Below are 17,810 nucleotides of genomic sequence, written 5' to 3'. Positions count from 1 at the left end.
ATCGCGTGATTCACTCAGTAACTTATAAACAAAAATCAATAATAAAGCTGAGGGTTGAGGGATGGGGTTAACCTCACACAATAATCGATATATCACGGTTTTTTTCTTGTCATTACTTTTCTTCGGAATTGGCGTGGTTGAATCGCTTAACTTTAATCAACGGCTTATTTTACAAAATGATCTTCGTCAGCACGCTAAAGAAGAGTTATCCGCAGTGCGTTTCCAGTTGGAAGCCGAGGTTCTTGCCGATATTTATGCGGTAAAAAGTTTAACCCCGCTCTTAATGTTAGATCCTGAGCTAAAACTCTACCATTGGGAACAATTGTCTGCGGCGGTAATGAGAAGCAGCGACCATTTAAGAGCGCTAGGTATCGCACCTAATGATGTGGTGGTTTTTAGTTATCCTCTTTCTCAATCTCATGCCGTTCTTGGTTTAGATTACCGAACCGTGCCGTTGCAATGGGCATCGATAAAAAAAGCGCGTGAAATAAAACAAACTTTTGTCTCTGGACCTGTTGACCTTGTTCAAGGCGGGAAAGCACTGGTGATCCGAGAGCCGATATTCTATGACCCACCAACGAATAGTCGCTATTGGGGCGTTCTTAGCGTTGTGATGGACTGGGAGTCCTTGCTCTCTTCAACGAAGCTCCAAAGCTTTGGCGAGAATTTTCAGCTTTCAATCCGCGGTCGAGATAGTTTAGGCAGTGAAGGGGAAGTATTTTGGGGAGATCCACAAGTTTTCCAAGCTGCTTTTGCCAAAGAAACGGTTTATTTCCCTTATGGAAGTTGGCAAATCGCTGTAGCAGAGACACAAGGGCTATTACACCTTTTACCTTGGTATGAACAGCATATCGTACGCTTGATTGGCTATCCGATACTCATGCTTTTACTACTTGGGTTTGGTGTCATCGTGCGGCTATATCATGTGGCAGAAGAGCGTTCTTTACATGATCCTTTAACCCACCTACCCAATCGGCGGTATTTTATTTGTACCATTGATACCTATTTTGAAAATGCGAAACGTTCTGATAGCGAAGGTAATTTTGCCTTATTGAATATTGATATTGACCGTTTTAAAACCATCAATGATTCGTATGGGCATATTGCTGGCGATAAGGTTTTGGTTGCTTGTGCCGAACGCATTAAATCCTGTTTACGTGTTTCCGATTTAGTCGCCCGAATTGGAGGAGATGAGTTTTTGGTTTTAATACCACGAATTCACCGTGAACAAGATGTGTTGAAAGTGTGTGATACGATTTTGACGAATATTTCTGAAACCCCAATCGTGTATGAAAGCCAGCTGATTAACATTCGCGTCAGTATTGGTTATGCCTTGTATGATCGTGCTTTCGCAGATCCTAATGAGATGTTTAAGTTAGCCGATCAGCGCATGTATGCCGCAAAACGTAGACAAAATCCACACCACTGGCTCTAAAAGTGCATTTTGCGAAAACTTGATTTTGCAAAATGCAAAATATTCGCATGTTGTCAGTCTGCTATGAGTGTAGCTGCAATGAAACTGCTCATTATTTGTGCGTTTTTAATGCAAAAGTGTCGAATCAAAAGTTGGCACGTAACCTGCATTAATTAGATTGACCCTTCTAAGCCGAGGGTCACCTAGCCAACTGACGTTGTTAGTGAACACCCTTGTTCACACTTATAGACGGCCAATCACACTTCTTGTGGTTGGCCTTTTTTTTATCCGTCGCATTCACCATAACATTTGGGTTTTCTTGGGCATACGGCTCCTCGTGAGCAGATGAGTCTGGCGTCACCCTCAATGCCACGCTCAACCCAGTTGATATTGAGAATCTTGGCGATGGTGCGTAAATCACGCTTGATCGGCGCTGGTATAGCCGTTGTCCCTCCTTTTTGCACACAACTCATTTTCAACTCCTGAGCTATCGCAAGAGCATCGCCACCTTGGGCATTGATTGCAGGGTTAAGATCGATACCAGCACACAGCACTCGGTTATTCCCCGCAGGATCGATCACATTAATCGATTCACAACAATAAATCCGTGGTTCATCACCGACAGTCAGGATGGAGATCTGTGCTGAACTGCCATCTTGTGGCTGTGAAAGACGCCGAAATACGGCCCAATGTTGGCATGGGTCGTTCACCTTACGCATATTGCCCCAAGGGAGTGGAATTCCATTACCTCGATATACGGCTTTGAGTTTCCCCTCACCATAAGCATCAAAATAATGCCAATGCGGATAAGGAGAAACGACGGTCATTCGCCGCATTGCGACTGAAGGTGATACCCCAGCCTTTTGATGCACGCTGATTTCATAACCATTTCGATCCAGCAACTGCCTAAAAGGCACTTTAGGACAGAGTAGGGCTCCTGCAAAAAAACTGGATTCAAAATCCCGCCATGCTTGCAGAATATCTTGCGAGTTAAGCTCTGAGGATGGGGATGTTTCGACCATTTCATCCCAACCTTGAGTATGTCCGACCGATAGAACACTTTTTAAGCCATCTTTGTTGTGCAACACATTGTGGCCAATGTACACCGCAAGGTCATATTTAAGCCGTGTTGGGTATTCACGCAGTATTTCATTCAAATAAATGCGGCCGGGGGGCTCAAAGAAGGAAGTGACTAACTGCTTTGCGCTAACGCCAAGTTCATCGGTGACATCATGGGGAGTGCGCTTGACCCAGCGCACGTCCAATCCGAGACTTTTAGCAATATCCAGCAAATCCGTGACTGATAAATTAAGGCGTTTTAGTCCCACTTCTTCAGCGGCACGCTCCAGATCTGGGAAGTGATTCTGCAAGCTTTCTTGGTGAGCCCGAATTAAGAGATGGGCAAATTGACGTCCAGTGATCCCAGTTTGCGACAGCATCTCAGGGATGGCAATTTGTAAGATGTCATTAGAAAACAGAAAGCTAGGCTCAAGAGCCATGCCGCTGATCCCGCCTCGATTGCCTTTTTCTGGTGTGATGTCCACTTGTTCAGGTTCATCATCGAGAAACCAAATCGGATCTTTTTGAAACACTTCCGCGATCACTTCCAGCATTTCTACACTCGGTACCCGTTTTCCACGCTCAATCATTGAAAGGTAAGATACGGAAGGGGCGTATTCTGGGCTGACTCGAATGCAACGAGCAGAGAGATCCTCCATCGTTAAGTGGTTTCTTTTCCTTAGATTTCTGACTTTCGTTCCCAGAAAATGGGACTGTCGAACTAAACTTTTAGACACACTCATTTTGTAAAATTCACATTGTAAAATTTTTGTTGTGAAATTGTAGTCAAAAATCCGCTAGTCTACCAAGTAAGCGAAGTCACAAATCTGGCGAAAAGATCGCCAGTGCCTTTGCAGGAAAATCAATTTGCTCTGGACGAGGGAACAACGATGAACATGCTGACGTTTGATAAAACAGAAATCCAACACCAAAACAAACCCTTTATCGCTGAAGCTGTGTTCGCCGTAGAAACGGTCGCTGCCAATCAGCAACGTGAGAAACAAATCAAAGCTAAGCAGCTATTGGATAGACTTTTTCCGCTAGAAAATGGTACGCACCAAGATGTGACCGCATATGTTATCGATTACAATCACTTGTTGGCTTACTTCCAAGATGGTCGACATAGTGGTTTGAAATACCCTAAGCAATTTGTGGCGTTTAATGGTAGCAAAGAGAATCCGAGTCACATTGTGTTTCGTGATGGGCAAGGAAGCCATGTGGAGCTGACATTAGGTTGCCAACGAGGTACAGGGTGCATTGAATTGCGCGAAATTGCCGATATTCAATTAGAGACCTGTACTGTGTTGAATCATAGTGATGAACAGATGCAACCGAGTACGATTATTCGCCATTGGGTTAGTTTGATTAAAGGTGATGAGCAAGGCCGCCCACAGGCACGAATTGAAGAAAAAGAATATACCGCACGCAATGGTGATGAGTATTTCTTGGGTGATTGTTTCGCTCATTAATTGAACCCATAAAACGCAAAAAGCCAAGAGTGCAGGTTGTGCTCTTGGCTTTTTGTATGGGTATGACGCCGTGTATTCTCTGAACAGTTAAAGACTCTATATGGGGGCCGTTAAATCGGCATCACTCGGTTACGTCCTAGGTTCTTCGCGTCATACAGTAGTGCATCTGCTCTTTCGACTAAGGACTCTAAAGAATCGCCATCGACTTTCTCTACAACCCCAAAAGAGGCGGTGATGCTGCCGACAGACTGACCACTTCGTCTATCTTTCACCGTCAGTTTTTCAATTGAACGTCGCACGGACTCTGCAAATTGTCGTGCGATCCGCATCGATTTACGGGGGGCAATCAGTGCAAACTCTTCTCCGCCATAGCGATAAGCGGTCACACCATCACGACACAGACTTTGTAGGCGTTTAGCAATCGCACGAATGATTTGGTCACCAAACAAATGGCCGTAGGTATCGTTGAGGATTTTAAAATGGTCAATATCAAGCATGATCAAACTGACGGGGTGACCTGCATGGATCAACGTAAACATATCGCCATCGAAGGCTCGTCGATTGTAGAGCCCAGATAAACTGTCAAACAAAGCATCTTTTTGAACTTTTGCGAGCTGCTCTTTCAGCAGCGAAATTTCTTGCGTGGCCGCATTCAGTTGATTGTTCAAAAAATTGGTTGAGTGGCGAATATCTTTAGATTCGCTGACCAGCTGACGGATCACCGTCATCACCTCTTCAATCGAAAGATTATCTTGCTCAACTCGTTCTAACTCTTTGAAGCTTTTATCTATGATGTCGGCAAATGAACTAGTGTCGCTGAGAGTGTCTGTCATTGAGCTACTGATTTCGCCTAATAAAACTTCAACATTGGCACGCAATTGATTGATATTTATCTCAGCTTTTGTCGCAATGTATTGCTGATATAAATGCTCACCCGAGGCGGGGGGGCAAAGACCAAAATTGTTCAGTATGCTATCCATCTCAGTGTTGAGTTGTGGATTTGCTTGATCAACATAGGTATACCACAATGCATAATTCGCGGGTGTGGCTGCTACGTGATGCTTCATCATCAACGGAACCGCTTTTTTTAAGTTAGCAGTGGATTTTTTGAAATCTTCAGTCGTCATCACTTCATTCGAATATGCAAGATATCTTCATAAACTTAAGATTAGCGGATTTAAGGCAGAAACGCTGCAAAATTGTTTTGCCTGAACGTTAGGTCACGTTTTTTAAGATATTGATGTGTCGTTAGCCGCTGTAGCTCAATGGTGGTAAGCCTTGAAAGCGGCATGGCATCGAATATTAAGACAGGGAAAAGGGCGATGGATGTTGTGGATAAAGTGCAAAGAGAGTGGGCGAGTGAAAACCCTGAATTAAATACTTTACCGATGTCGGTGATAGATCGCCTACTACGAATTACGAAGCGTGTTGAACGGTTGATGAAGGTTTTTTATCAACAAGCGGGGTTAACGGCCGGAGAGTTTGAAGTATTAATGACTTTGCGTAGAGCGGGAGCCCCTTATTGTTTGACCCCTTCAGATTTGCAAGTCAGTTTATTGTTGAGTTCAGGTGCGATGACCAACCGCCTCAATCGTTTGGAACAAAAAGGCTTACTGACGAGGGGCATGAGCATCTATGACCGGCGTAACGTTGAAGTGAGTCTCACCGAAAAAGGGGTATGCCGTATTGAGGCATTGCTGTTGGAATACGTGGCATTGCAAGAACAGCTATTGTCAGGATTCTCTGCCGAGGAGCAAGAGAGTTTATCAAATCAGCTACGAGTGTGGTTGCGGCATTATGAGAAATCTTGGCAAGATATATGGCCATTCTAATGCCATCGGCAGCGATCTCTAGGTCGTTTCACGTATACGAGATGCTGCCAAAAGTATTGGGTAAGCAGGGCTTTAATGTACTTTTAAACGCTGACTTTCCAGTTTTTTAGCACCACGCAGCATGGCTTCTATCAACTCGGTAGCGTTGAATTTTTCCAGTGCTTCATGTGCACCAACTTGATGGGCACGGTCAACACAGATTTCACTGGAAAGAGAAGTGTGCAAAATACAGTAAGCATGGTTGAGCAGTGAGTCATTTTGAACTTCAAATGCCAACTCATAGCCATCTAATCCTGGCATCTCAATATCGCTAACGAGAATGTCAATCGCGCGATGCTGTTGAGCCATGTCCCGCATCAGATCAATGGCATCACTACCATTTTTGCAAATTTGGTAGGGAATATTGATGCTATCTAAAGCGTCAGAGAGCTGCTTACGCGCAATCGAGGAGTCATCCACCAATAAAATATGCAAGGGTTTTAGGCGCTCTCGCTCAATATCTGTCAGCATGGGCACTTTAGACGATTCATACTGCGGATAAATCTTAGAAAGCAGTAATTCAACGTCGAGCAACTGCACAATCTTATCTTGATAGCGAGTGATGCCAGTGACAAAAACATCATGCCCTGCGGTGGATGGTGAAGATTCGATGTGTCGCCAATCGCACTCGATTATTTTCTCAATCGTACGCACCATAAAGGCCACCACAGTGCGCAGGCAATCGGTGACAATCAGGTAGCATTTTTGATACTCACTCGGTTGTATCGGACGAAAACCAATCGCAGCCGCCATATCGATTACCGGAACCGTCAAATTACGTATCGTGACGGTTCCGATGACATGGTGATGCGAGTAAGGGATTTGAGTCATTGGTTGATAAGTGACAATCTCCCGGACTTTTAGTGTGCCAATAGCGAAAAGTTGCTGCTGGGCACTGAGTGTGAACATCAACATTCCTTGTGATTGGTTCGCTTTACTGACGACTTTAGCCATAATGTTTTCTTTATCTGATCTAACTCTTACTTATACTAACCGAAATTACCGTATCAGCAACGGAATGGCTTGAATTTAGCCGATAATCAGCAGATTTGTTTTGATCTCAGCCATGCGTTTACATTTATTGTTGTTCGGGTACACTACGCGGCTCGATAAAACAGGGGAAAAATATGGCACGTACCGCGGCAGCTTTACATATTCTGGTAAAACATAAAGAGCAAGCAGACGATATTTTAGTTCAATTGAAAAAAGGTGCTAAGTTTCACGTTTTAGCCAAAAAATACTCGCTTTGTCCTTCTGGTAAAAAAGGCGGAGACTTGGGCGAGTTTCGTCAGGGTCAGATGGTTCCTGCGTTTGATAAAGCCTGTTTTCAAGGCGAAGTTTTGACGCCCCAGTTAGTCAAAACCAAATTTGGTTGGCATGTCGTTAAGGTGTTGTACCGCACGTAAATCAAATGGTGCTATCCCCAACGTTTGGGGCTCCTCGAACGGTGTATTGTTTTGACCTTTCCGACATTGAAAATCCGGACTACCCAAGTAGACCGGATTATGAACCGCGCTATTAAGTTATCCCGTTAAAAAACGATCCGTCTATCCGCGGTTTGTGTCATCGCTTCAGGTTTGTCGTACAGATCGTGATGGTTCAGACTTTCGGGAATAAACCAATGCTTTGTCTTGAAAGCGGCTATTAATGGTTATGAGGCAGCTTATCTCTCAATATACAACCAGAGAGATTGGTCAAGCTGTCTGAATATTACCTCATAACTTATTCCAAATATTACCGTTATTATACCCGTCGATTACAGGCTTAAATTAAAGTCAGTAATATAACAAGAGGTTTAAAAATTCGTGAACGCTGAGTCCGCTATTCTATTTATTGAAAATAGGATGCATGGATGAAGATCTGAAAATGGATAACTTGAATAATAAATGAATGCTTGATTTAGGCGAATGCTTCTACAACACAGTCACAGATTAATGGCTCATAATTCAGGAGAAGGTATAAGTAAAAAGAACTAGATTATGCTCTCAAATTAACTTGAAACAAGATCGTCATTGTAAAGACATAGGACTATGTCTTTCATCTTATTGAGGCTAATTAAATCTTCTTTCGAAAGCGACTTGTAACATACCTGGTGCTTATAGAACGGAACAGAAACAGATAAATACGAATTTTGATGCACATATTTTTAACAATTCATTAGGAAACTAATTTTATATATCAATAAGATGTGTGTATTGCTGTCTGATATTCTTAATATTGAGATTTCATCTTAAGCTCATGAATTGCACAGATTAATTTTATGATTGAAACCGGTTCATCGGTTGTCTTAATTTCTGAACATTGACTTCCCTTTTCTTAACGTTAGTTTTAATCATGTTCGCTTGATGTGTTAGGAGGGGTGAAATGAAAGATGGGAACAAACTAAACGTTAGATTGCTTTCTGATGTTTGTATGCAATCCAGATTATTGAAAGAAGCGTTAGAGTCCAAACTTCCCGTGGTGCTGGAAATCACACCATTTTCTGAGTTGTGGCTAGAAGAAAATAAACCAGAAAGCCGTAATATCCAGATGTTGTTGATTGACTATTCCAGAATTTCGGATGATGTTTTGACGGATTACAGCTCGTTTAAACATATCAGTTGTCCAGAGGCGAAAGAGGTGATTATTAATTGTCCTTCGGAGATTGAACACAAACAGCTTTTCAAATGGAACAATCTTGCGGGTGTCTTTTATCTTGATGACGAGATGGATACGCTTATCAAAGGTATGAGTAAAATTTTGCAGGATGAAATGTGGCTCACACGGAAGTTAGCGCAAGAATATATCCTTCATTATCGTGCAGGTAACTCGGTCGTTACTTCGCAAATGTACGCAAAATTGACTAAAAGAGAACAGCAAATCATTAAATTGCTCGGTAGTGGAGCGTCAAATATTGAAATCGCGGACAAGCTTTTTGTAAGTGAAAATACAGTAAAAACGCATCTACATAATGTATTTAAGAAAATTAATGCCAAAAACCGTTTGCAGGCACTGATTTGGGCGAAAAACAACATCGGTATTGAGGAAGTTAATTCTTAATCTGTTTCGCCCTTTCCTATTTACAACGCTGAGAAAAACTATCAAGAAGGCCGCTATGCACGGCCTTCTTTGTTATTGTCTGAGTCTACGCTCTACTCAACAACGACAGCCGTGCCACTGATGGATACCATCAACATGCCATTGGTTTTACCGAAAGTTTCATAGTCTAAATCAATACCGACCACGGCATTGGCTCCTAATGCTGCGGCTTGCTGTTGCAACTCTTCTAGGGCTAGGCTACGGGCTTTTTCTAATTCGCGCTCATACGTTCCGGAGCGGCCACCCACGATATCTCGGATCCCTGCAAATAGGTCTTTAAAAATATTGGCTCCGAGGATGGCTTCACCCGCAATCACTCCGCAGTAACGGACAATGCGTTTACCTTCAACGTTTGGCGTGGTTGTGACAATCATGTTCTTTCCTTTATTCAGCGAGATGCTTGTTGGATTATCAGGCCGCAAAGAAGTTCCCAATCAGGTGTGGAGCCTCTCCATCAGGAATATTGATCTTGGAGATTAATAACTCGAATTGCTGAGTGCGATTAAGCCAGATATAACGCGCATCTTATTGTTCATGTAGTGAGAATCATGGCGTTAGACGCATTAATGGATGCAATTGCAGACCGAGGTTGGTATGTGTGGGACGATTTTTTGAACCCACAAGAAGTGCAAGCACTACGAGAGTGTGTTCCTGAGCATTGGAAACGGGCACGCATTGGAAGAAACGAGGAGACACAACGCGCAACGGAGATTCGCAGTGACAAGATTCAGTGGTTAGATCTTTCAATGGGGCAACCTATCCAAGACTACTTAGAACGGATGGAGCAGATCCGGCGTGAAGTGAATCGCCATTTCTTTTTGGGGCTTTTTGAGTACGAAGCGCACTTCGCGAAATATGAGGCGGGTGACTTCTATCTTAAGCATCTCGATTCTTTCCGAGGCAACGAAAACCGCAAATTAACCACGGTGTTTTACCTCAATGAACAGTGGACGCCCGCCGATGGCGGTGAGCTAAAAATCTATGATTTACAGGACAACTGGATTGAAACGTTAGCTCCGGTAGCGGGGCGTTTGGTGGTGTTTCTTTCTGAACGTTTTCCCCATGAAGTGCTGGAAGCACATGCAGATCGTGTGAGTATCGCGGGTTGGTTTCGTACCAATGGGGTGAGTGGTAATAAACTGGATATTGCTAGTTAACCATACTCGCAAGGCAACAAATTTAGTGTGTTGCCTTGCGTTAAGTTTGCTTACTCAAAAGCGAATCACTGAAAAATGGGGCTGTTCACTTAAGGCTTCCATTGAGCTTAACTGCCCTGTTTCGAGCAACCAAGTCTCTTCTTCTCCTCGTAGCTCAATGCATTCCTGCTTTTGGCTATTGCGTTGTGTGTCAGAGGCTACACCGTAATACACCTCACCACTTTTCATTGTTAGTTTGACTGGCAAATGGAACAAACAGGCCAGTTCAATGTAATCGTATTGACTGCAGCTAACCATGTGTTTACTCGCTTTTATTTAAGTACTTACTTTGCAGTATATACATGCGTTTAACATCTTGGTAACGACCATTGATGAAAAATTCTTCGACTAAGTGGCCTTCTTCCACAAATCCACATGCTTCATACAGATGAACGGCTTTAGGGTTCTCGACTGCAACATGCAAATAGATCTTGTGTAGGTTGAGAATGGTGAATGAGTAATCCAACGCACGATGAATCAATGTACGCGCAAAACCTTTACCTTGATGCTCGGGGGCAATGATGATTTGAAATTCAGCACTGCGGTGGATGTAGTTGATTTCAATCAGCTCGACTAAGCCTATCAAGTTTTTGTTGTCATCTTCGACCACAAAGCGCCGTTCAGCGTTGTCGTGAATGTGTTTGTTGTAGAGCTCTTCAAGCTCATCAAAGGACTCGTAGGGCTCTTCAAACCAATACGACATGATGTTGCGATTGTTATTCAGATTATGGATGAAGCGTAAGTCGCCACGTTCTAATGCTCTGAGCGTTAACTGACTGTTCATGTAATTACCTAACTGATGTTTGAGTCTCTCGACTTTTAGACCATAGAGGAAGAGAGGGTGTATTCACAAGAGGTAAAACATCAATTTATTGCAAAATTAGAGGGTTGAGCGAGCTTGGCAAACTTGAGGTAGGCAGAATGAAAAAGCCCTCTCAACGTGAGAGGGCATGGCAAGCAAAGGTGGAATGGTTATGCGGGAAGTTCAACGCCTTTTTCTTTATGTAGACGGCGGCAAGCACGGCCATCACTGTGGAATAGATGACAGCGATGTGCGGGAATTCCAATAGTGAGCGTGTCGCCGGTTTCGACATCGAGCGTATCGGGTTGGCGGTAGATGACGTCAGAATCCGAGCCTTTCAGGTTCATATACACTTGGGTTTCGTTCCCCAGCTTCTCAACGATCATCACTTTGCCTTCAATTTTGGCATCGCCATGCTCTGCTTCAACCAAATGTTCAGGACGAACACCGAGCGACATACGTTCTCCGCGTGTTACTGTGGTACCGTCAACTGGGATCCAGAATGTGGTGCCATTGGAAAGCTGAACTTGCACGCGATCTTTTTCAACCGCTTCAATGAACACGCTCATAAAGTTCATCTTAGGTGAGCCAATAAATCCGGCTACAAAGCGGTTTTGTGGGTAATGGTACAGTTCAAGTGGTTTGCCGACTTGAGACACGAATCCTGCATCCAACACCACAATTTTGTCCGCCATGGTCATGGCTTCTACTTGGTCATGGGTAACGTAAATCATGGTGCAGCCCAATTTACGTTGTAGTTTGGTAATTTCTGAGCGCATTTGCACGCGCAAAGCGGCATCAAGGTTGGATAGCGGCTCATCCAGCAGGAATACGTTGGGCTGCGAAACCAGAGTTCGGCCAATGGCAACACGCTGGCGTTGACCGCCGGAAAGTGCTTTCGGTTGACGATCGAGCAGGTGGCTCAGTTGCAGAATTTCTGCTGCATGGTCAACGCGTTTTTTAACTTCGCTTTTATCGGCTTTGGAGAGCTTAAGGCCAAACGACATGTTGTCGTACAAATTGAGATGTGGGTAAAGCGCGTAGGATTGGAAAACCATGCCCACTCCGCGTTTGGAAGGTTCCACATCATTCATGCGTTGCTCACCGATGTACAGATCGCCAGACGTAATGTCTTCCAAACCTGCGATACAGCGCAGCAGAGTCGATTTGCCACAACCAGAAGGACCTACGAATACCACGAATTCGCCTTCTTGAATCTCTAGGTCGACGTTCTTGGAAATCAGCACATCACCATAAGCTTTACATACATTTTTTAACGTGACACTCGCCATCTAGCTCGTCCTCGATCAAGATTTTTAATCATTATCGCGGCTCATTATATGAATTATTGTGCACGCAATAACAGTAGGAATTGGATAAGGTGAACCACATCATGTGGTTTCATGGGCAGCGCCGCCTTATTGGGTAAGAAAAGAAAGGGTGAACGCTCCGGCTATGAAGCCATTCACCCAACTGCCGCGAAAAGTAAGTTGTTTCCCCCTACACAAAATCATGTCTCTCCCGTAATGCTTTCACCACAAACATGACTTTATATCGACAACCCACTTGGCGGTGGAACCAGCCACAAACCGTGAACTGGAAAGGCTCTTACCATCCTCTATGGGATGAGGCTAGTTTCTGTGAAAGGAGCAAATGATACATCCTCCTCATCTGTTTTTTTGTAGGGGGAGTAGGTGAGGAGGAGGTGGAGGAGGGGCATTAAGGCGTAGTTAGATCCAGTTCAAATTATTGAGGGCTGATAAGTTGAGTAGGATCACATCAAACCTGTTTTTTGTGATTTAGCTCGCTCACGTCAGCCGATAGAGATCACGAAAATACGCCATAATATCGAGGGCGTAGGGGGCAGGAGGATGAGTAAATTGCGATTTTTACTGATGATAAATGGCGAAATACGGCAAAACCTCTTGGTGAGCCCTACAACACAAAAATAAAAGGATATGAACATGAAAAATGCCCTAAGCACAGTCGCGCTGAGCACTCTGGTGGCTCTTGGTTCGTTTGGTGCCCATGCTGCTATTGAAGAAGGACAACTCACTATTTGGATCAATGGTGATAAAGGCTATAACGGTCTGGCGGAAGTCGGTAAAAAGTTCGAAGCCGACACGGGGGTAAAAGTGACCGTCGCTCACCCTGATGGATTGCAAGATAAATTCCCACAAACTGCTGCAACCGGTGATGGTCCTGATATTGTGTTCTGGGCTCACGACCGTTTTGGTGGTTACGCAGATGCGGGTCTACTGGTTGAGGTCAAACCTTCTGCAAAGGTTAAAGAAGGCATTGTCGATTTCGCATGGGATGCAGTGAAATACAATGGCAAGATCATTGGTTACCCAATTGCAGTGGAATCCCTATCGCTGATTTACAACAAAGATTTAGTACCAAACCCACCAAAAAATTGGGAAGAAGTGGCTGAGCTGGATGCCAAACTGAAAAAACAAGGCAAATCAGCCATCATGTGGAACCTGAAAGAACCTTATTTCACATGGCCTTTGATGGCGGCTGATGGCGGTTACGCGTTCAAATACGGCGTTGATGGCTATGATGTGAAAGATGCTGGCATCAACAACAAAGGCGTAAAAGAAGCGATGAACTTCGTGAAAGGCCTAGTGGATAAAGGCGTGATCTCCCCAGATATGGACTACTCAGTATCTGAAGCTGCCTTTAACCAAGGTAATACCGCGATGACCATCAACGGTCCGTGGTCTTGGGGCAACATCGAGAAATCGGGCATCAACTACGGTGTGACCACTTTGCCTAAATTTAACGGCCAAGCGTCAAAACCTTTCGTTGGCGTTCTGACCGCGGGTATTAGTACGGCTTCTCCAAATAAAGATCTGGCGGTGGAATTCATCGAAAACTATCTGCTGACTAACGATGGTCTGCGTATGGTAAACAACGACAAGCCATTAGGTGCGGTCGCGTTGAACTCTTTCCAACGTGAATTGGATGCAGATGCACGCATCGCGGCCACCATGGATAACGCGATGAATGGCGAAATCATGCCCAACATCCCCCAAATGAGCGCATTCTGGGGTGCTGCGAAAAATACGATTGTTAACATTGTTGATGGCCGTCAAACCGTCGATGCTGCACTGGCAGACGCTGAAAAACAGATGACGAAATAACCCATCGTCACACCTTGGAGGGGGAGATTTTCCCCCTCCGCATTTCTTGGTAACAACACGCTAGCAGGTTCTTTATGCAGTCAGTTCAAGGTACACAGGCTATGTCCGATCCAACTGCGGTACGTCCAGCCGACAAACGTGCGTTTTTAAAATGGGCAGTACTTGGCGCGGTAGGTATCGTGAATGGCTACGCAACCATTCTTATGTATTCTCGTGGGGAGGTAGCGTTTGCATTGCTGACGCTGATCCTTACCACATTAGCGCTGTATATCTTCGGAAGTCGTAAAACATACGCGCACCGTTATATTTATCCCGGTATTGCGGGGATGATTCTGTTTATTCTGTTCCCACTGGCCTACACCGTTGGCCTAGCTTTCACAAACTACAGCGCGAAAAACCAGCTTACTCTTGAGCGCACACAATCGGTGTTGATGGATCAAACCTTCCAAAGTGGTGAGAGTTATGCTTTCCAACTTTATAACACCGAGCAAGGCTACCGTTTGGTGATTGAAAATGGTGAAGAGCGTTTAGCTACTCCTCCTTTCTCTCTCAGCAGCAATATTCCGGCGGATCTTAACCTTGAAGCGATTGGTGGCATTGAGGGGGACATCGAGCCGATTAAGACCATCGTTGGGTATCGCACGCAACTGAGCGGCATCGATCTGCATTTCCCTGATGGTGAAGACATTCGCATGAGTGGCCTACGTAAATTTGCTGCGGTGAAACCCCTCTATACCTTGCAGGATGATGGTGAAACACTCACCAACAACCAATCCGGTCAGACGTTGCGCCCCAATATGGAGATTGGTTTTTATCAACCCATCAATGAGAGCGGCGAATTTGTCGGTGAGCGAGTTTCACCTGGATTTGTGGTGTCAATTGGCACACACAACTTTGAACGAGTATGGAAAGATGATGGCATTAAAGAGCCGTTTATCAACATCTTCATCTGGACGGTGATTTTCTCGGTACTGACGGTGATTTTCACCCTGATGATCGGTCTTGTATTAGCCAGCGTGGTGCAATGGGAAGCATTGAAAGGGCGTGCGATTTATCGTGTGCTGCTGATCTTGCCTTACGCGGTGCCTGCTTTCATTTCGATCTTGATTTTCCGTGGCCTGTTCAACCAGAGCTTCGGTGAGATTAATATGGTGCTCAATGGCTTGTTTGGCTTAAGCCCTGCTTGGTTCTCAGATCCGTTAATGGCCAAAACTATGGTGTTAATTGTGAACACTTGGCTTGGCTTCCCTTACATGATGATCTTGTGTATGGGCTTACTGAAAGCGATTCCTGATGATTTGTACGAAGCGTCGGCGATTGATGGTGCGAATTTTATTAACAACTTCACCAAAATCACCTTGCCGATGATGATCAAACCGCTGACTCCGTTATTGATTGCCAGCTTTGCTTTTAACTTCAACAACTTTGTGATGATTCAGCTTTTAACTCAAGGTGGGCCAAACCGCATCGGTACTTCTGAGCCTGCGGGTTATACCGATCTTCTGGTGAGTTATACCTACCGCATCGCGTTTGAAGGTGGTGGCGGTCAAGACTTTGGTTTGGCGAGTGCGATTGCGACGCTGATCTTCTTGCTAGTGGGCGCGTTAGCGCTGCTCAACCTGCGTTTTACTAAGCTGAGCCAACAATAAGGAGCATTCATATGGCGATGGTACAAGGCAAATCTCTCAAGTATCGCGTGTGGGCAACCCACGCGACACTCTGGGTGTTCCTAGCGTTAATTATTTTCCCACTACTGATGATTGTCGCGATCTCGTTTCGCGAAGGTAACTTCGCAACTGGCAGCTTGATTCCGGATCGTCCTTCATTAGAGCACTGGAAGCTAGCATTGGGTATTGCAGTACAAAATGCTGATGGCACAGTGACACCGCCCCCTTTTCCTGTCATGACATGGCTGTGGAACTCGGTAAAAGTGGCGGGCATTACATCGGTATTGATTGTGGCGCTTTCTACTACTTCGGCTTACGCCTTTGCACGTATGCGTTTTAAAGGCAAAGAAACCATCTTAAAAGCGATGATGATTTTCCAAATGTTCCCTGCAGTTCTGGCCTTGGTCGCGTTGTATGCCTTGTTTGATAAGCTTGGTCAGTACATTCCCTTCTTGGGCTTAAACACGCACGGCGGTTTGATTTTCTCTTACCTCGGCGGGATTGCGCTGCACGTTTGGACTATTAAAGGTTACTTTGAAACTATCGACCGTTCATTAGAAGAAGCCGCAGCGTTGGATGGCGCTACACCATGGCAAGCGTTCAGATTGGTGCTGCTTCCGTTATCTGTGCCTATCCTTGCGGTGGTATTCATTCTGTCATTTATTGGTGTGGTGGGTGAAGTTCCGGTGGCGTCTTTGCTGCTTTCTGATGTAAACTCATACACGCTTGCGGTTGGTATGCAGCAGTATCTTTATCCTCAGAACTATCTGTGGGGGGATTTTGCCGCCGCTGCGGTGCTCTCAGCACTTCCAATCACGATCGTATTTTTACTTGCGCAGCGTTGGCTTGTCGGAGGACTTACCGCTGGCGGTGTGAAAGGATAATAACGATAAGGGCGACGTAAAGTCGCCCATTTTGTCTCTTCTTAACATTAATTGGTTTGGCCGCCGACAAGTTAAGAAGCTTCAATTCTGGCGTTACGCATAGCTGGCTGTTAGCTCTATTCCTTACTAGTTCACGACTAACAGTTTTTGTAACCAAAACCTGAGCTTAGCTCGGGTTTTTTTATGACTAAGGATTAGGATAACCAGTTTTGCGAAACGGTTGCCAGTATAAGCACAACCCTGTTTCTCAACAGTGAAACAAATAGAGGATGCGAGTCAGATCGGATATTGAGTTGTAATGACATCAACCGGTGCAAAAAAATTAGAACTCACGGCTGGAAGGCGCACAATTTAAGTATTGTAACAGCAGATACAAACTCTCTTCATGCATAGCCACTCGTCGGAAAAGATCGGCGAAAGTGGCATCTCCCCCAAAGCAAGCTTGAATGTAGTGATTAATCGCTTCTGGTTGATAGCCTTGAACATACAGCGTTCTTACCCATTGATATTCGACCGCTTTGGGATTGGTGAGGGTCGTTTCGGTGAGGGTGATTTTATCTAGGGTAATCGCCATAACAAAAGCGTTAAATCCATGAGCCAAAGATGGGCATGGATTTAAACAAAGCTTGATGACAGTTCGATGACAAGCGCTCCTACCAAGAGGCCAAAGCGCAGGATATACCTTTAATTTTTCAGATATTTGACGTGCGCTTCCATTTCTTCACCGATCTCAGTGCGCATGTTCATTAATCGGATCGCGGAAGCACGTAATTCCTGATCTTCTTTGGTTTGCGGAACCCATTCAGGCACGAGTGAAGGTTTTCCAGCTTCATCCACTGCTACCATGATCACGATGCAATGAGTGGTGAGATGGTTTTTCAGGAATTTGGGATCGCTAGCCTGTACGTCAATTGCGATGTGCATGGAGGTTTTTCCGGTATAGATCACCTTGGCATTCACTTCGACTAGGTTGCCGACATGAATGGGGGCTACAAAGCGTATACCGCCCGCATAAGCTGTAATGCAGTATTTACCACTCCAAGCTGCGGCACAAGCATAGGCAGCAAGGTCAATCCATTTCATTACCGCACCACCGTGCACTTTGCCCCCAAAATTGACATCCCCTGGTTCTGCCAGAAAACGTAATGTGATCTCTCGTTTGCCACTGCTCATCGGCTTATCCTTCATTTTCGTTTTGAGCCTTTTGCTCAAATAAGTGTAGAG

Annotated in this window: 18 protein-coding genes; 9 read left to right on the top strand and 9 right to left on the bottom strand. The window is 44.8% G+C overall.

Annotation, left to right across the window (positions count from 1 at the left end):
- The first annotated feature begins 61 nt into the window (after window positions 1-61).
- On the top strand, window positions 62-1,435 hold the full coding sequence (locus MKA69_RS18060) for a diguanylate cyclase (protein WP_305848619.1): 1,374 nt from the start codon (window positions 62-64) through the stop codon (window positions 1,433-1,435).
- A 263-nt stretch (window positions 1,436-1,698) separates the two neighbouring features.
- Here MKA69_RS18060 and MKA69_RS18055 read toward each other — a convergent pair whose 3' ends face one another.
- Window positions 1,699-3,132 carry a DUF3612 domain-containing protein gene (locus MKA69_RS18055; protein WP_000389859.1) on the bottom strand — a complete coding sequence of 478 codons (1,434 nt, stop codon included), beginning with the start codon at window positions 3,130-3,132 and terminating at the stop codon, window positions 1,699-1,701.
- Window positions 3,133-3,363: 231 nt separating this feature from the next.
- On the opposite strand from MKA69_RS18055, the gene MKA69_RS18050 reads away from it, so the two are divergent.
- Entirely contained in the window at window positions 3,364-3,942 is a 579-nt protein-coding gene (locus tag MKA69_RS18050) for a malate synthase (RefSeq protein WP_001056764.1), read from the top strand.
- Window positions 3,943-4,052: 110 nt separating this feature from the next.
- Here the strand turns inward: MKA69_RS18050 and MKA69_RS18045 are convergent, their stop codons facing one another.
- Window positions 4,053-5,069, bottom strand: a complete 1,017-nt coding sequence (locus tag MKA69_RS18045; RefSeq protein ID WP_000206006.1) for a GGDEF domain-containing protein — start codon at window positions 5,067-5,069, stop codon at window positions 4,053-4,055.
- Between the two features lie 195 nt (window positions 5,070-5,264).
- Here MKA69_RS18045 and MKA69_RS18040 point away from each other — a divergent pair, with 195 nt between their 5' ends.
- Window positions 5,265-5,774 carry a MarR family winged helix-turn-helix transcriptional regulator gene (locus MKA69_RS18040; RefSeq protein WP_000383616.1) on the top strand — a complete coding sequence of 170 codons (510 nt, stop codon included), beginning with the start codon at window positions 5,265-5,267 and terminating at the stop codon, window positions 5,772-5,774.
- 72 nt (window positions 5,775-5,846) lie between these two features.
- On the opposite strand, the gene MKA69_RS18035 is transcribed toward MKA69_RS18040, so the two are convergent.
- Complete coding sequence (locus tag MKA69_RS18035) at window positions 5,847-6,767, bottom strand: chemotaxis protein (protein WP_305848618.1); 921 nt, start codon at window positions 6,765-6,767, stop codon at window positions 5,847-5,849.
- A gap of 173 nt (window positions 6,768-6,940) precedes the next feature.
- Here MKA69_RS18035 and ppiC point away from each other — a divergent pair, with 173 nt between their 5' ends.
- Both ppiC and vpsT read left to right on the top strand, forming a co-directional pair.
- The gene (gene ppiC, locus MKA69_RS18030) at window positions 6,941-7,219 is read left to right on the top strand and encodes a peptidylprolyl isomerase PpiC (RefSeq protein WP_055064729.1); all 279 of its coding nucleotides are present in this window, start codon (window positions 6,941-6,943) and stop codon (window positions 7,217-7,219) included.
- 958 nt (window positions 7,220-8,177) lie between these two features.
- On the top strand, window positions 8,178-8,852 hold the full coding sequence (gene vpsT / locus MKA69_RS18025; protein ID WP_000651467.1) for a LuxR family transcriptional regulator VpsT: 675 nt from the start codon (window positions 8,178-8,180) through the stop codon (window positions 8,850-8,852).
- Window positions 8,853-8,944: 92 nt separating this feature from the next.
- Here the strand turns inward: vpsT and MKA69_RS18020 are convergent, their stop codons facing one another.
- Window positions 8,945-9,265, bottom strand: a complete 321-nt coding sequence (locus tag MKA69_RS18020) for a heavy metal-binding domain-containing protein (RefSeq protein WP_000637498.1) — start codon at window positions 9,263-9,265, stop codon at window positions 8,945-8,947.
- Window positions 9,266-9,439: 174 nt separating this feature from the next.
- On the opposite strand from MKA69_RS18020, the gene MKA69_RS18015 reads away from it, so the two are divergent.
- Entirely contained in the window at window positions 9,440-10,048 is a 609-nt protein-coding gene (locus MKA69_RS18015; RefSeq protein WP_055050326.1) for a 2OG-Fe(II) oxygenase, read from the top strand.
- A gap of 54 nt (window positions 10,049-10,102) precedes the next feature.
- Here MKA69_RS18015 and MKA69_RS18010 read toward each other — a convergent pair whose 3' ends face one another.
- From MKA69_RS18010 to malK, 3 genes are all read right to left on the bottom strand, one after another.
- Window positions 10,103-10,345 carry a Rho-binding antiterminator gene (locus MKA69_RS18010; protein ID WP_305848617.1) on the bottom strand — a complete coding sequence of 81 codons (243 nt, stop codon included), beginning with the start codon at window positions 10,343-10,345 and terminating at the stop codon, window positions 10,103-10,105.
- A gap of 4 nt (window positions 10,346-10,349) precedes the next feature.
- Complete coding sequence (gene speG / locus MKA69_RS18005; protein WP_001088093.1) at window positions 10,350-10,871, bottom strand: spermidine N1-acetyltransferase; 522 nt, start codon at window positions 10,869-10,871, stop codon at window positions 10,350-10,352.
- A gap of 188 nt (window positions 10,872-11,059) precedes the next feature.
- Window positions 11,060-12,181, bottom strand: a complete 1,122-nt coding sequence (malK, locus tag MKA69_RS18000) for a maltose/maltodextrin ABC transporter ATP-binding protein MalK (RefSeq protein WP_055030140.1) — start codon at window positions 12,179-12,181, stop codon at window positions 11,060-11,062.
- A 672-nt stretch (window positions 12,182-12,853) separates the two neighbouring features.
- Here malK and malE point away from each other — a divergent pair.
- The 3 genes from malE (at window position 12,854) to malG (ending at window position 16,586) form a co-directional block, all read left to right on the top strand.
- Window positions 12,854-14,035, top strand: coding sequence for a maltose/maltodextrin ABC transporter substrate-binding protein MalE (gene malE, locus MKA69_RS17995; RefSeq protein ID WP_055032812.1), 1,182 nt, complete (start codon window positions 12,854-12,856; stop codon window positions 14,033-14,035).
- A 74-nt stretch (window positions 14,036-14,109) separates the two neighbouring features.
- On the top strand, window positions 14,110-15,684 hold the full coding sequence (gene malF, locus MKA69_RS17990; protein ID WP_305848616.1) for a maltose ABC transporter permease MalF: 1,575 nt from the start codon (window positions 14,110-14,112) through the stop codon (window positions 15,682-15,684).
- An 11-nt stretch (window positions 15,685-15,695) separates the two neighbouring features.
- Entirely contained in the window at window positions 15,696-16,586 is an 891-nt protein-coding gene (malG, locus tag MKA69_RS17985) for a maltose ABC transporter permease MalG (protein ID WP_055030143.1), read from the top strand.
- A 322-nt stretch (window positions 16,587-16,908) separates the two neighbouring features.
- On the opposite strand, the gene MKA69_RS17980 is transcribed toward malG, so the two are convergent.
- Window positions 16,909-17,160 (bottom strand): hypothetical protein, encoded by a 252-nt coding sequence (locus tag MKA69_RS17980; protein ID WP_055030144.1) that lies wholly within the window; start codon window positions 17,158-17,160, stop codon window positions 16,909-16,911.
- Between the two features lie 110 nt (window positions 17,161-17,270).
- Window positions 17,271-17,759, bottom strand: coding sequence for an acyl-CoA thioesterase (locus MKA69_RS17975; RefSeq protein WP_000094381.1), 489 nt, complete (start codon window positions 17,757-17,759; stop codon window positions 17,271-17,273).
- Window positions 17,760-17,810: the final 51 nt, after the last annotated feature.

It is taken from the genome of Vibrio sp. AH4 (assembly GCF_030710545.1).
In the GTDB taxonomy this organism is placed as follows: domain Bacteria; phylum Pseudomonadota; class Gammaproteobacteria; order Enterobacterales; family Vibrionaceae; genus Vibrio; species Vibrio metoecus.
This window is presented reverse-complemented; position numbering and strand designations above follow the sequence as displayed.